This window comes from Citrobacter sp. CK188 (genome assembly GCF_030333525.1).
GTDB lineage: Bacteria > Pseudomonadota > Gammaproteobacteria > Enterobacterales > Enterobacteriaceae > Citrobacter_B > Citrobacter_B koseri.
The window spans coordinates 322,863-335,861 of record NZ_JAOWFU010000034.1 but is presented as its reverse complement, the minus strand read 5'-3'; the positions used below and the strand labels follow the sequence as shown (position 1 = coordinate 335,861).

The 12,999-nt window shown below is 52.9% G+C and carries 14 protein-coding genes; 4 read left to right on the top strand and 10 right to left on the bottom strand.

Features of this window, described 5'->3' with window-relative positions; all coding sequences use genetic code 11:
- A complete protein-coding gene (locus OGV67_RS15245; protein ID WP_024130979.1) occupies positions 1 to 636 on the top strand; it encodes an NAD(P)H-binding protein in 636 nt (211 codons plus the stop codon).
- Positions 637 to 826: 190 nt separating this feature from the next.
- On the top strand, positions 827 to 1,864 hold the full coding sequence (locus OGV67_RS15240) for a permease (RefSeq protein ID WP_114848364.1): 1,038 nt from the start codon (positions 827 to 829) through the stop codon (positions 1,862 to 1,864).
- A gap of 96 nt (positions 1,865 to 1,960) precedes the next feature.
- Here OGV67_RS15240 and dolP read toward each other — a convergent pair whose 3' ends face one another.
- The 4 genes from dolP to OGV67_RS15220 are packed head-to-tail and all read right to left on the bottom strand — an operon-like array spanning position 1,961 to position 5,555.
- Positions 1,961 to 2,536, bottom strand: a complete 576-nt coding sequence (dolP, locus tag OGV67_RS15235) for a division/outer membrane stress-associated lipid-binding lipoprotein (RefSeq protein WP_012135280.1) — start codon at positions 2,534 to 2,536, stop codon at positions 1,961 to 1,963.
- Positions 2,537 to 2,545: 9 nt separating this feature from the next.
- Entirely contained in the window at positions 2,546 to 3,136 is a 591-nt protein-coding gene (gene diaA, locus OGV67_RS15230) for a DnaA initiator-associating protein DiaA (protein ID WP_012135279.1), read from the bottom strand.
- Between the two features lie 20 nt (positions 3,137 to 3,156).
- The gene (locus OGV67_RS15225) at positions 3,157 to 3,552 is read right to left on the bottom strand and encodes a YraN family protein (RefSeq protein WP_047461029.1); all 396 of its coding nucleotides are present in this window, start codon (positions 3,550 to 3,552) and stop codon (positions 3,157 to 3,159) included.
- Positions 3,510 to 5,555: a penicillin-binding protein activator gene (locus tag OGV67_RS15220; protein ID WP_286465709.1), complete on the bottom strand. Its 2,046-nt coding sequence runs from the start codon at positions 5,553 to 5,555 to the stop codon at positions 3,510 to 3,512. Before OGV67_RS15220 ends, OGV67_RS15225 begins: the two co-directional genes overlap by 43 nt.
- 62 nt (positions 5,556 to 5,617) lie before the next feature.
- Between OGV67_RS15220 and rsmI the strand changes: the two genes are divergently transcribed.
- Together rsmI and OGV67_RS15210 are read left to right on the top strand one after the other, a co-directional pair.
- A complete protein-coding gene (rsmI, locus tag OGV67_RS15215) occupies positions 5,618 to 6,481 on the top strand; it encodes a 16S rRNA (cytidine(1402)-2'-O)-methyltransferase (RefSeq protein ID WP_047461036.1) in 864 nt (287 codons plus the stop codon).
- A 2-nt stretch (positions 6,482 to 6,483) separates the two neighbouring features.
- Positions 6,484 to 7,509, top strand: coding sequence for a Fic family protein (locus OGV67_RS15210; RefSeq protein ID WP_286465707.1), 1,026 nt, complete (start codon positions 6,484 to 6,486; stop codon positions 7,507 to 7,509).
- On the opposite strand, the gene OGV67_RS15205 is transcribed toward OGV67_RS15210, so the two are convergent.
- The 6 genes from OGV67_RS15205 to gatZ all read right to left on the bottom strand — a co-directional run bounded on the left by OGV67_RS15205 (position 7,506) and on the right by gatZ (position 12,920).
- Positions 7,506 to 8,279: a DeoR/GlpR family DNA-binding transcription regulator gene (locus OGV67_RS15205; protein WP_047461039.1), complete on the bottom strand. Its 774-nt coding sequence runs from the start codon at positions 8,277 to 8,279 to the stop codon at positions 7,506 to 7,508. The genes OGV67_RS15210 and OGV67_RS15205 overlap by 4 nt on opposite strands.
- Positions 8,280 to 8,389: 110 nt before the next feature.
- Positions 8,390 to 9,433 (bottom strand): galactitol-1-phosphate 5-dehydrogenase, encoded by a 1,044-nt coding sequence (gatD, locus tag OGV67_RS15200; RefSeq protein ID WP_115614388.1) that lies wholly within the window; start codon positions 9,431 to 9,433, stop codon positions 8,390 to 8,392.
- 44 nt (positions 9,434 to 9,477) lie between these two features.
- Positions 9,478 to 10,851, bottom strand: coding sequence for a galactitol-specific PTS transporter subunit IIC (locus OGV67_RS15195; RefSeq protein WP_047461045.1), 1,374 nt, complete (start codon positions 10,849 to 10,851; stop codon positions 9,478 to 9,480).
- Positions 10,852 to 10,855: 4 nt separating this feature from the next.
- Positions 10,856 to 11,140 (bottom strand): PTS galactitol transporter subunit IIB, encoded by a 285-nt coding sequence (gatB, locus tag OGV67_RS15190; protein ID WP_058668144.1) that lies wholly within the window; start codon positions 11,138 to 11,140, stop codon positions 10,856 to 10,858.
- Between the two features lie 29 nt (positions 11,141 to 11,169).
- Positions 11,170 to 11,634 (bottom strand): PTS galactitol transporter subunit IIA, encoded by a 465-nt coding sequence (gene gatA, locus OGV67_RS15185; protein WP_047461052.1) that lies wholly within the window; start codon positions 11,632 to 11,634, stop codon positions 11,170 to 11,172.
- 14 nt (positions 11,635 to 11,648) lie between these two features.
- Positions 11,649 to 12,920, bottom strand: a complete 1,272-nt coding sequence (gene gatZ, locus OGV67_RS15180) for a tagatose-bisphosphate aldolase subunit GatZ (RefSeq protein WP_112001525.1) — start codon at positions 12,918 to 12,920, stop codon at positions 11,649 to 11,651.
- Positions 12,921 to 12,999 lie beyond the last annotated feature (79 nt).

Here is a 12,999-nt window from a genome sequence, read left to right as displayed (position 1 = left end):
ATGACTCAGGTGTTAATTACAGGGGCGACGGGGCTGGTGGGAGGACACCTCCTGCGGATGTTGCTTAATGAACCCCGGATTCATTCGATAGCCGCGCCCACACGCCGCCCTCTGGCGGATATGGTCGGCGTTTATAATCCTCACGATCCTCAACTGACCGATGCGCTGGCGCAGGTGACCGATCCGGTGGACATTGTTTTTTGCTGTCTGGGAACGACTCGCCGCGAGGCCGGAAGCAAAGAGGCATTTATTCATGCGGATTATACGCTGGTGGTGGATACCGCGCTGACGGGGCGGCGGCTGGGCGCCCGGCATATGCTGGTCGTGAGTGCGATGGGCGCAAATGCGCGATCGCCGTTTTTCTATAACCGGGTCAAAGGTGAAATGGAAGAGGCGTTAATCGCCCAGCAATGGCCGCGCCTGACGATTGCGCGTCCCTCCATGTTGCTTGGCGACAGAGCTAAACACCGGATGAATGAAACGCTGTTTGCGCCACTGTTCCGGCTGCTGCCGGGAAACTGGAAATCCATCGACGCCAGAGATGTGGCGCGTGCGATGCTGGAGGAGGCTCTGGCGCCGGAGCAAGAAGGCGTTACCATCCTGACCTCATCCCAGTTGCGGGAAAGGGCGTTATAGCATCTGTTCACTGCCGGATGGTGGCTAACGCCTTATCCGACATGGGATTTCGTGGCGTTCTCCAGGCCCGATAAGCGCGAGCGCCACCGGGCATTTTGCCCCCATCCGATAAAAAACGACGTTTCCAAACATTTCCCAAAGGCGTAGTATTCACGGGCTTAATTATCTCAATAACTTCCTGGGGAATGCTATGGCTGGTCAGTCTTCATCTCAGGCGGTGACGCCATTTCAATGGTGGAAACCCGCACTCTTCTTTCTCGTCGTTATCGTTGGCCTCTGGTATGTGAAATGGCAGCCTTATTACGGCAAAGCCTTCACGGCTGCGGAAACGCACAGTATCGGTAAATCTATTCTGGCGCAGGCGGATGCGAACCCGTGGCGAGCGGCCTGGGACTACGCGATGATCTATTTTATCGCGGTCTGGAAGGCGGCGGTGCTGGGGGTGATCCTCGGTTCGCTGATTCAGGTGTTGATCCCGCGCGACTGGCTGCTGCGTACGCTGGGGCAGTCGCGTTTTCGCGGCACGCTGTTTGGCACCCTGTTCTCGTTGCCTGGCATGATGTGTACCTGCTGCGCCGCGCCGGTGGCAGCGGGAATGCGTCGCCAGCAGGTTTCTATGGGCGGCGCGCTGGCGTTCTGGATGGGTAATCCGCTGTTAAACCCGGCAACGCTGGTGTTTATGGGCTTTGTGCTCGGCTGGCATTTTGCGGCTATTCGTCTGGTTGCCGGGCTGGCGATGGTGCTGGTGGTGGCGACGCTGGTGCAGAAATGGGTGAAAGAGTCGCCGCAGGTAGACATTCCTCAGGAGATCGCCGTATCTGAACCGCAGGGCGGATTCTTTGCTCGCTGGGGAAAAGCATTGTGGGCGCTGTTCTGGAGTACGATCCCGGTTTATATCCTGGCGGTACTGGTATTAGGCGCGGCGCGCGTCTGGCTGTTCCCGCATGCCGATGGCGCAGTTGATAATACGCTGATGTGGGTTATTGCGATGGCCGTCGCGGGATGCCTGTTTGTGATCCCTACCGCCGCAGAGATTCCGATTGTACAAACGATGATGCTGGCAGGAATGGGAACCGCGCCTGCTCTGGCGCTGCTGATGACCTTGCCGGCGGTGAGTCTGCCATCGCTGATTATGCTGCGTAAAGCCTTCCCGGCAAAAGCGTTGTGGCTTACAGGCGTACTGGTGGCGATTTCTGGGGTGATAGTGGGAAGTATTGCGCTGGTGTGAAGTGGCAATGCCGGGGGCGCTTCGCTTGCCCGGCCTACGTAAGTGCTTCTCTGTAGGCCGGATAAGGCGCAGCCGCCATCCGGCTAAAACGGCGGGTTATTTGATAAACGTAAAGGCGGTGGTGACGCGTTTCACACCGCTGACCCGGCTGGCGATGTCCGCAGCGGCTTTTGATTCACGCTCGGTGACCAGACCCAACAGGAAAACCTCGCCATTTTCGGTCGTCACTTTTACGTTGGACGATTTCACCTGATCGCTGGTCAACAGCTGCGAACGCACTTTGGTGGTGATCCAGGTATCGTTCGAAGCCGTCCCAAGACCAATCGGCTGGCCCTGACGGATTTCGTTATACACTTCTGTCGCCCCATCGACACCCATCGCAATCTGTTTTGCCCGCGAGGAGAGTTCGCTATTCGGCGACTGACCCACCAGTAATACCTTGCCCTGATACGCCGTTACGTTGATGCGCGCTTCTTTCTTGATTTGTTCGTCTTTCGACAGCGCGCTGTTTACGCGCAGCTCCAGGGTTCCGTCATCCACCTGGGTGCCAACGCTACGCGGATCGGTTGCGGCTTTCGTACCCACAGCGGCGGTTCCAACCACCGCGGCAGCGACGCAACCTTGCAACAGCAACGCAGAAATAAGGACTGCGAGTGGCGAAAATGCCTTCATATGTACTCCTTAATCATCCTGGTGAGGGAAAAGCGTGTTGTCGATCAAATCGCACAAGCAGTTTACCGTCAGCATATGCATTTCCTGAATGCGCGCGCTGTGGTGCGAGGGAATACGGATTTCAACATCCTGCGGCCCTAATAACCCGGCCAGCTCGCCCCCGTCATAGCCTGTCAACGCCACAATGGTCATATCCCGAGTGACGGCGGCCTCAACGGCCTTAACGATATCGCGACTGTTGCCACGCGTAGAAATCGCCAATAAAACATCACCGGCATGGCCCAGCGCACGGACCTGTTTTGCATAGATTTCATCATGCAGGCGATCGTTGGCAATCGCTGTTAAGACCACATTATCGGTATTAAGTGCAATAGCGGGTAAACTGGGACGTTCTGTTTCAAAACGGTTGATCATGCTGGCAGCAAAATGCTGTGCGTTGGCGGCGGAAGTACCATTACCACAACAGAGAATTTTGTTGCCGTTGAGCAGGGAGTGAACCAGCGTCATGGCGGCACGGGAAATTGCATCCGGGAGAGCTTCTGCCGCAGCAATTTGCGTTTGAATGCTTTCTGTAAAGCAGACCTTAATTCTATCGAGCACGCTAATCCTTAAATCTTCAATTATGAGCGGTCGTTAAAGGCATCCTTAAACCACTCAACATCATTTCCGGTGAAGGCTAACACATCGAACCGGCAATCCACAGTATCAAAACTCCCATTGTGGCGAGCAAGCCACAAGCGGGCGGTCTGTAATAATTTGTGTTGTTTGCTCCAGGTCACACTGGCGGCCGCGCCGCCAAACTGTGCCGAGCGGCGATAACGAACCTCAACAAAGACCGTGGTTTTTCCGTCACGCATTATCAGATCGATTTCGCCGCCGCGCTCACGCACGTTGGCGGCAACAAAACGCAGTCCCTTGCTCTCCAGCCAGCGGCGTGCGGCGGCTTCCCACACGTCGCCGGTCTGTTTACTCGTTAACTGGCGGGGACGATTTGCCCTTGCTGGTATTTGAGCCATGATAACTTCCTGTTAATCACGCAATCCTGTGTGGCGGTTAACGCCCCGGTATTACCGTTAATTTCAAAACCCGGCACCTGGCGCATCTGCGAGAAGTGGTTCGCCAGCGACCACGCGTCTACGCCCATCGCGTACATACGGGCAAGGGAGTAGTCGTTGCGTACGGCGCCGAGCGCCAGCTGCATTAACGGCATGTTGCTACCGGCCAGCATTGGGATCTCGCTGTACTGCAAGCCTTCCATCTCCAGACGGAAGTCGGGGCCGGAAGTGCCCTGCGCGCTGCGCGAGCTGGCGTACAGCGTTGCGCCGCTTTGGCTGCCGTTACGCATGGCGATCATCGGTTTAATAAACCCGATCTCTTCCGGCGTCGCCAGAATGTAGACCGCGTCAACGCGACCGCCGCCGCCAGTGATCTGCGCGTCTGTCGGTGGTGCTGGAATCGTCAGGCCGCCAATGGTGACGCCTGGCTGTGAGGGCTGGCTGGCGGCGACAGGGCTGCCCGTCAGGGCAATGCCGGAGCCGCCGTTGACGCCCATTCTCAGTTCAGCGGTAGAACCGAATTTCTGCTGCAACACCGTGCCGCCGCCCAGCTTCTGCCACTCCTGAGCGAAAGCGTTCGCCACGCGATCGCCCAGCCCGCTGCGTGGAATCAGCAACAGCGGATTTTGTTTGCCCTGGTCGTGAATATGATGCGCCGCGTCGCGGGCTTCATCTTCAGGTGAGAGGGCAAAGTAGCAAATATTGGCGTGGTTCTGCACCTTCTCAGGCTGATTAAGCGCCAGGACATTCAGCGGCGTATTGCTTTTGATCAGCTCTTCAACGTTATTTTTCAGCAGCGGGCCGACAACAATGCTGGCGCCATCCTGCTGAACCTGCGTGAGGATCTGATCCAGCGGTTGAGAGGTGGTGTCGTAGATTTTCAGTTCAGCGGAAGGGTTGGCCGGCGCGCTCGCCGTAGCGGTCTGCGCCGGGGCGCTTACCGGTTGTTCGACAGGCTGCGTTTGTTCGTCGCCGGTTAAATCGTTCACCGCCGCCTGGGAAGGGCTGGCGACGCCGTCAGCGGCTTGCGGCTGGGCAGGTTCTGCCGACGCTGTCGGTTCCGCGACAGGCGCAGCGGCAGGCTGCGCGTCCACCGGTTGCGTCCCCAGATTTTTCGCCGCTTCAAAACCTTGCTGAATGGTGCGGCCAAAAATGGCGGCCTGGCCGTTCAGCGGCAGCAGCAGGGCGATTTTGCTGGTAGAAGCCGGTTTAAAGCTTTGCACATTGACCAGTTGTGTAGGCAGCAGTTTTGCCCCTGGGTTTTGCGGGTAGCGTTTTTGCCAGTCGGCAATCCCGGCTTTCATCATGTCCGGGTCGTTACGGTTATCGAACCAGACACGCTGTAAATCCAGCCAGCCTTGCAGGACGTTTTCATCGGCGTTAATGACCAGCGCCTGAGCCTGTTCCTGGGTCATAGAGGAGAGCGCTTGCCAGGTGGCGTCCATGTTCTTCTGCTTGTCTTTTGCAGACAGCAGCGGCTCCTGGGCGATTAACGCGCGCAGCAGTGAAAGAGAAGGGCGGCCCTGGCTGGCATCAATTTTCGCCTGCCAGTAACGCGCCTGTTGGTTCTGAACCAAATCAGCCGGAGTGAGTTTTTCCAGCAGCGCCTGCGCGCCGGCGATATCTTTCTGCGCCAGTTTGATCTCAACCGCCAGCAGCGACTGTTCGCGACGTTGCGCATCGTTCAGGTTTTGCGGCAACTGGTTGAATAATTCGATGGCATGTTGGCTTTTGCCTTCTTTCAGCAGTGCACGAATGGCGAGTAATTGCCAGTTGGTCTTGCTATCATCTGAACTTTGCTGCATTTGTTGCAGATAAAAGCCGGAATCAGCTTGTGCCGTGCCCTGCATATGGGCAGCACTTTGATCCGGCGCCTGGGTGCCACAGCCCGCGAAAATCAATGCTGCCAGAATGACAGGCAGCGCGCGCGCGGCTTTCAAACGAGAAAATGTTGAGGGTACCATACTGTATCCAGTGATATTTTTTACGCAATGCTCAATATTAAATCGGCAATACGGACGACACAATGAAACAAAACGAATCGGCGGATAATTCTCAGGGCCAACTCTATATTGTACCTACTCCTATCGGGAATTTGGCTGATATTACCCAACGAGCGCTCGAAGTTTTGCAAGCCGTTGATTTAATTGCCGCTGAAGACACTCGTCATACCGGACTATTGTTACAACACTTCGCGATTAACGCCCGCTTGTTCGCTTTACATGACCACAATGAGCAGCAAAAAGCCGAGACGCTGGTGGCGAAGCTGAAAGAGGGGCAGAACATTGCGCTGGTTTCTGATGCCGGAACGCCATTGATCAATGATCCGGGTTACCATCTGGTGCGCACCTGTCGTGAAGCCGGCATCCGTGTGGTTCCGTTGCCGGGGCCGTGCGCCGCGATTGCCGCGCTGAGCGCCGCCGGGTTGCCGTCCGATCGTTTTTGCTATGAAGGTTTTCTGCCCGCGAAATCGAAAGGCCGCCGTGATGCGCTGAAAGCGATTGAAGCAGAACCACGGACGCTGATTTTTTATGAATCCACGCACCGTTTGCTGGACAGCCTGGAAGATATGGTCGCCGTGTGGGGAGAATCTCGCTACGTGGTGCTGGCGCGTGAGCTGACCAAAACCTGGGAGACCATTTACGGCGCGCCGGTCGGCGAACTGCTGGCATGGGTGAAAGAGGACGAAAACCGCCGCAAGGGGGAAATGGTACTGATTGTCGAAGGGCACAAAGCCCAGGACGATGCGCTTCCCGCCGACGCGCTGCGAACGCTGGCGTTGTTACAGGCGGAACTGCCGCTGAAAAAGGCCGCCGCTCTTGCCGCCGAAATCCACGGCGTGAAAAAGAACGCGCTGTATAAGTATGCGCTGGAGCAGCAGGGGGAGTAACAGTGAGCACCTACCAACCACCTTTCGTCATCACTCCATTGATCCTCAATCAAGTCATTGAGGTTGGTGAGTTGATGGGGCATTGGGCTGCGATGGCTGGTAGGACATCTCCTCTTTTGCGCAAAGAGAATCGTATTCGCACTATTCAGGCCTCTTTAGCGATTGAGCATAATTCGTTGACTACGGAACAAGTCACCGCTCTGATGGAGGGGAAACGTATTCTGGCTCCTGCTAAAGATATACAGGAAGTTAGAAATGCGATTCTGGCCTATGAAAAGATGTCGGAATGGAAAAGTGAAAAATTATCTGACCTTTTACAAGCACATCGGGTCCTTATGCTCGGTCTGGTCGATAATCCGGGCCAGTTACGTACCGGAAATGTTGGTGTTTACAGGGAAAAACAGCTTATTCACATGGCTCCTCCGGCCTCACAAGTTTTTCGTTTGATGAATGATTTACTTGGCTGGTTAAAAACGACAGAGCTCCACCCACTGATTGCTGGTGCTGTTTTCCATTATGAGTTTGAATTTATTCATCCTTTTGCCGACGGAAATGGACGTATGGGGCGGTTGTGGCAGACATTAATCCTACGTGAGTGGCGATCGGAATTGGCGTGGCTACCTGTAGAGACGCTGATCCACTACCAACAGGACCGATATTACCAGGTGTTAGGGCAGTGCGATCGGCAAAGTAGCTGTACGCTATTTATAGAATTTATCCTGGAAAACATCATCTCTGCTTTGCAGGAGGGATTGGGAAAATCACCAGCCCTGTCGGAAGAAATGTCGGAAGAAATGTCGGAAGAAATGTCGGAAGAAATGTCGGAAGAAATGTCGCCTGATTTACTGGATATAGAAAAACGCATTCTACAAATCTTGTCGAATCATCCGGGCAGATCCGCCAAAAGTATCGCTGATGAGTGTGAGCTCTCAGCCCGAACCGTAGAACGCTATCTGAAAGCGTTGCAGCTAAAAGGCAAACTGCAACGCGTTGGCGCGACAAAAGGGGGGATGTGGCGGGTAATTTAAACGACCAGCAGTTCAACGCCTGTTTTGGCCAGCGCTGATTTATCCTGTTTGCTGATGCTGTCGTCGGTTATTACACAGTTAATCTTCTCCATTGGAAGTACCTGATTAAAACCACGTCGGTTAAATTTTGTCGCATCCAGTACGGCAATGACCTTATGTGCCGCAGCAGCCATCACGCTACTAATCGAATAGCCTTCATTGAAAGTTGTAATGCCGTTAGTTGCATCAATCCCATCAGCTCCAACAAACATGAGATCCGCACTGATCCCATGTAGCGAGCGTTCCGCAATTGTGCCATGCATGGAATGCGTTTTGTGTCGCACGGTACCACCACAAACGACCAGGGTCAGGTCTTTATTGTCGGATAAGGTAAATGCGGCAGGTAAGCTATTTGTGATAACGGTGATATTGCTTTTTCGGGTTAATGCTTCAGCAATCAGCAATGTCGTACTTCCGCTATCCAGAATAATGGTCATCCCTTCTTCAACCATCGAGGCTGCGGCCTGGGCAATCCGTTTTTTAGGGTCGCTGGCGAGTTGATAGCGATCTTCGAGTATGACTTCCTGATTGTCGCCTTCAGCCAGATGACTTCCAGGTTTTGCCGCGCCGCCATGAAAACGTGTGACAAGCCCTTTTTCTTCCAGCAAACGCAGGTCGGCGCGGATAGTGACTTCAGAGATACCAAAGGTATTCGAAAGATCCATAACCAGTACGCTACCCTGCGTATTAATCAGATCGACAATTTTGTTCCTTCTCTCAAATGAGTTCATATTGATTTGCCTGACAATTAACTGTGACTAGTTTAATCGAAGGATTGCGAAAGGTGAACGCTAAATTTCGAAAGTAATTGTGAGCCAGCGCAGGTTGCTGGCTCATGATGTCAGGAGAGCTTAAGTAAGATTTTTCCCTGCATTGGCGTGCCGTTAAGCGCTTTCACTGCGTCGGCAAAACTATCAGCATCACCGCGATGGGCAATTAACGGTTCAAGTTGTAGACGTTTTTCCGTGAGTAAACGCGCTGCGGTTTCCCACTCTTCACCAGGCCAGGGACTGGAATAGTTCATCCAACTACCAAGTATTGTTAACTCTTTACGCAGAATTTGCCCAAACACGCCTGATGTCAGCGTCAGGTCATGGTGCAATGTTCCTACCAGAGCTAACTGGGCGCGTGGCCCTGCTATTTCGATGGTCAGGGAGACCGTTTGCGGCGTACCTGCTGTCTCCAGAATCAATTGATCAAACTGAATATCAGATAGTGCGGTGTAGATCTCTGACGCGGTCATTTCACGACTGTTAAAGGTGTACGTTGCGCCCAGCTCTTTAGCCAGTTCAAGTTTCTGGGGATTAATATCAATTGCTGTAACGCTTTTGGCTCCCAACTCACGGGCGCACTGCATCGCCAGCAGTCCAATGGTACCTGCCCCTACGATAATAACGTTTTTACCTTTACAGCCTTGCGCCAGGTGAAAGGCGTGTAACCCTACGGTGATGGGTTCGATAAATGCGCCATCTTCAATTGGCATATCGGAAGGAAGCCGGAAGAGGTTGGCGCGTTTAACGACAACGTATTCAGCATTGCCCCCTTCACTACGTGAACCGACAAACTGGTATTGCTTGCATAATGAAAAATATCCCCGTTCGCATTGCGGGCAGTGAAAGCAAGGAAGAAGCGGAACACAGGCGACGGCATTGCCAGGCTGCATATCGGTAACACCTGAACCATAAGATTCAACGTAACCGCTAAATTCATGGCCTAACGTGATTGGATAATAATGCGCTCCGTGGGCGAAAATACGGGGGATATCTGAACCACAAAGACCCGAGCTAATAACCTTGATTAATACATCATCATCGGCCTGTATTTGTGGTATGGGACGTTCTTCAACGCGTACGTCTCCCTCAGCGTGAATCACCACTGATTTCATAAGTTTCTCCAAAGATGTTAAGGGGAGCGAATGCTCCCCTGGAATTAAGAGGCTGTTTGACTTTGCTGGGTAGCTGCTGCTTTTTCAGCGGCCATAAAGTTGCGGGCTCTGCGCCAGGTCAACAGAACGCCGGTAAAGTAGATGGCACCGATAACCACGAGACCAATAACATTTTGCCAGGTGAAAAGTTCAATGAGTAACCAGGTGACTGGAGAACCCCCCTGGTCCATGGAAGCTACCATCCCGCCAGCCTTCAGAGCCCCGGCATTAGCGGCGAGCTGGGTATGCAGGCCGATAGTTTGTGTGGCGATCCATAGCGTGATACCCATGATAATGACACCGGATATCAACGTGCGGAACAGGTTACCCTGATGTACTGCTACCGCCATTGCGACAAAGAAACCGATAGTGGCGAGATCACCGAATGGGAGTACCTGATTACCGGGCACCAGTACCGCGATCAGAATAGTCAGCGGAATAAAAATCAGGCTGGCGGAAACCACTGAGGTGTGGCCTAGTAATAGTGCAGGGTCCAGGCCAATCAGGAATTCCTGCCCGCCAAATTTAGCTTGCAGACGTTTGCGGGCATGCCTGGCAATAGGCGTTAAACCATCCATGATCGGTTTAATCACCCGTGGCATCAGGAGCATGACTGCTGCTGTTTTTACAGCCAGTTGCAGCACGCTTTTCACGTCATAGCCTGCCAACATACCGATAACGAGCCCCATGACGAAACCGACAGTAACGGGTTCTCCGAAAGGACCAAAGCGTTTTTGTACATCATCTGCGCTGAAGTGAATGCGATTCAGGCCCGGAATTTTTTCAATGATCGTATCAACCAGTACCGCTATCGGGCCAAGATAAGCAGACGAACCATGTGGGATGGCGATCCCCTCCAGACCAAAGAAATCGCGGGTATCTTTGGCAAACCAGTCACCCAGTTTGTAGACAAAGGCGGCATGAACAACGACGCCCAGGATACCCAACCAGTAAGAACCTGTCGCAAGATGCAGCATGGCGCCAGTAAATGTCATGTGCCAAATATTCCAGATATCGACATTCACAACGCGTGTCATTCGCGTGATCAGCATGATGACATTAACGCCAATAGCGACAGGGATGGCGATCAGTGCAATTTGCGACGCCCATGTCATCGGAGACGAACCCGGCCAACCGATATCAATAACATGCAGGTTTATCTGGAACTGTTCTGCCATGGCTTTCGCCGCAGGTCCGATAGAGTCGAGCATCAGACCAATCACCAGCCCAATACCAACAAAACCAATGCCGATGTGCAGACCGGATTTAAAACAATCCCCGAGCTTCATCCCCAGTAATTTAGAGAAGACGATAATCACCAGAGGCAGCATTACCGTGGGTCCTAAGTCCAGGATATAACGCATTATTTCGCTAAACATGACGTTACCCCTTAAGGATGCTCAGGATTTTTTGCTGCAATGCTTCAATACCCACGCCAGAAACAAATGGCATGCCGTGAACGACCGGGATATCGCCAAAGGTACGGTCAACGCGGGCGGTGGTACAAATAAGATCCGCGCCATCCATATAGGTTTCGATCTCCGTGACCCGGCATTGCACGAGATCAAGATCGATATTGTGAGCTTCACATAATTCTTTAATTTCTTCTGCGGCCATGGTTGAGGTCGCTACCGCACCGCCACAGGCCACGATTACTTTACGTTTCATAGGGTATTCCTTTTATTATCAGTTTGTTATTAGACCTGGGCGCACGGCTCAGACTCAAGGATGGTTTCCCGGAAGAGCGTAGCCAGCTCGGAATCAGGTGCGCTCAGCAAGGCGTCAAGAATGCTCGGATTTTGTAGCTCACTAAAAAGACGGCGCAGAAGCTTCAGCTGTGCCGCAGGGTTTTCAACGATGAGTGCGATGATTAAAGAAACGGCGATCTCTTCGTCATCGTCGGCCTGTTGAAACTTCACCGGGTTATCCGGTCGAATCAGATAGATTGCGGGTGATTTAGCATGAATGGCTTCGCAGTGCGGAATGGCGACGGCATGGCGTTCCAGCGCGATCCCTGTCGGGAAATTCGCCTCGCGTTCTACCAGTGCCTGCGGATAGCTTTCATGTACAACACCTTTTGCCAGCATCTCCTCTCCAATGTGTGCCAGCACTTGCTGGCACGAGTTAAAGTCAATTCCGGTTCGGACAAAAAGTTGGCTCATATATTCTCCGAATATCAGGCGGTTTCAGGCACACAACCAAAGCGGTAGGCACGCAGAACGTCCTGGATTTTGTCGATAATCAAGTTATGAGGTGTGGCGGTTAGTACCCCTTCGGACAGACGTTCAAACTGTACGGGCATAAACTGACTGATGAGTCCTGGCGGTAATGAAACCCCGTTCAGATTGGCAATTAATTTCTCCACACTTTGACGAATGCGTGGATGCGGCCAGTAGTAGCGAATACGATCGGATAAGCTGAAGTGAATATCGATCATCGCCTGGCTCCAGGTCGGACGATAATACTTCTTCCAGTAACCTGGCTCGTTAAGCATCACTTCATCGATCACTTCCAGTACCCGGCTGCGTTGTTCTGGAGAAATCAGTTCGTTCTCCATTTGCGCGAGTGCAAAAATCGCTTCACGTAAAGCAAAGGTCAGTGCCGGGCCGACTTTCAGAATGGCGTAGTGATCGCGTACCAGTGCGCGGTAGGCGTGACGTGTTTGATAGTCGGTAGAGTGGGCCTCATACACCATCGGCGTGTCTTTAATCCATGCGGAAAGCGCTTCAGCGGCCTGCGGTTGATAATGAATAATTTGGGAGTGATCGAATTCCACGCCAGGCTGTACCACAATGGCGATAATGCGAGTTAATGCTTCCTCGAGCCCTAATGCGCGAAAGGCGACCTGGTGCGTTTCCAGCGTACGGGCGGCATCTTCTTCACGCGTGACGTGAACGCGGCCGATGCTACTGGCTTCACCGCCGGGAACAGGAACTTCAGTGCCAATGACATAGGTTAAATGGCGCTTTTGTTCTTCAGTGGCCGTTGTTTCAGCGGCCTGGCAAAGTACAGCTGCGCGTTGGGCCACGACCATAGGATCAAGTGGGGTTGGATCGTCGGCACATGACATTGATGCATCCAGGTGGATTTTGCTAAAACCTGCGGCGACATAAGCCTTAATTAACTCAACAGATTTCTCCATTGCGGCGGCTGCGGATTCATTCTGCCAGCAGTTAGGCCCCAGGTGATCGCCACCCAGAATCAATCTTTCACGCGGGAATCCTGTTTCCTGTGCAATGTTATAAACAAAATCGCGGAAGTCGGCGGGTTTCATGCCGGTATAACCGCCGAACTGATTAACCTGGTTGGATGTTGCTTCAATCAAAACTTTATTGTTTGTCGCGAGATCAAAGCGTAGCGCCGCTTCAATCACTAACGGATGTGCTGAACAGACGGAACAAATGCCTGACGCTTCACCTGCCTTATGACGAGAGATTATCTCTTTCACATCTATCTCCGATATCTTTTGTTTATCTTCATAATATTTTTGGATTGAAGGCAAAGGGTAAAAGCGACTTTCGTGATCC

Coding starts and splice junctions, on each gene's coding strand:
- OGV67_RS15245 (WP_024130979.1), top strand. CDS start 1: ATGACTCAGGTGTTAATTACAGGGGCGACGGGGCTGGTGGGAGGACAC.
- OGV67_RS15240 (WP_114848364.1), top strand. CDS start 827: ATGGCTGGTCAGTCTTCATCTCAGGCGGTGACGCCATTTCAATGGTGG.
- dolP (WP_012135280.1), bottom strand. CDS start 2,536: ATGAAGGCATTTTCGCCACTCGCAGTCCTTATTTCTGCGTTGCTGTTG.
- OGV67_RS15225 (WP_047461029.1), bottom strand. CDS start 3,552: ATGGCTCAAATACCAGCAAGGGCAAATCGTCCCCGCCAGTTAACGAGT.
- OGV67_RS15220 (WP_286465709.1), bottom strand. CDS start 5,555: ATGGTACCCTCAACATTTTCTCGTTTGAAAGCCGCGCGCGCGCTGCCT.
- rsmI (WP_047461036.1), top strand. CDS start 5,618: ATGAAACAAAACGAATCGGCGGATAATTCTCAGGGCCAACTCTATATT.
- OGV67_RS15205 (WP_047461039.1), bottom strand. CDS start 8,279: ATGAACTCATTTGAGAGAAGGAACAAAATTGTCGATCTGATTAATACG.
- gatD (WP_115614388.1), bottom strand. CDS start 9,433: ATGAAATCAGTGGTGATTCACGCTGAGGGAGACGTACGCGTTGAAGAA.
- OGV67_RS15195 (WP_047461045.1), bottom strand. CDS start 10,851: ATGTTTAGCGAAATAATGCGTTATATCCTGGACTTAGGACCCACGGTA.
- gatB (WP_058668144.1), bottom strand. CDS start 11,140: ATGAAACGTAAAGTAATCGTGGCCTGTGGCGGTGCGGTAGCGACCTCA.
- gatA (WP_047461052.1), bottom strand. CDS start 11,634: ATGAGCCAACTTTTTGTCCGAACCGGAATTGACTTTAACTCGTGCCAG.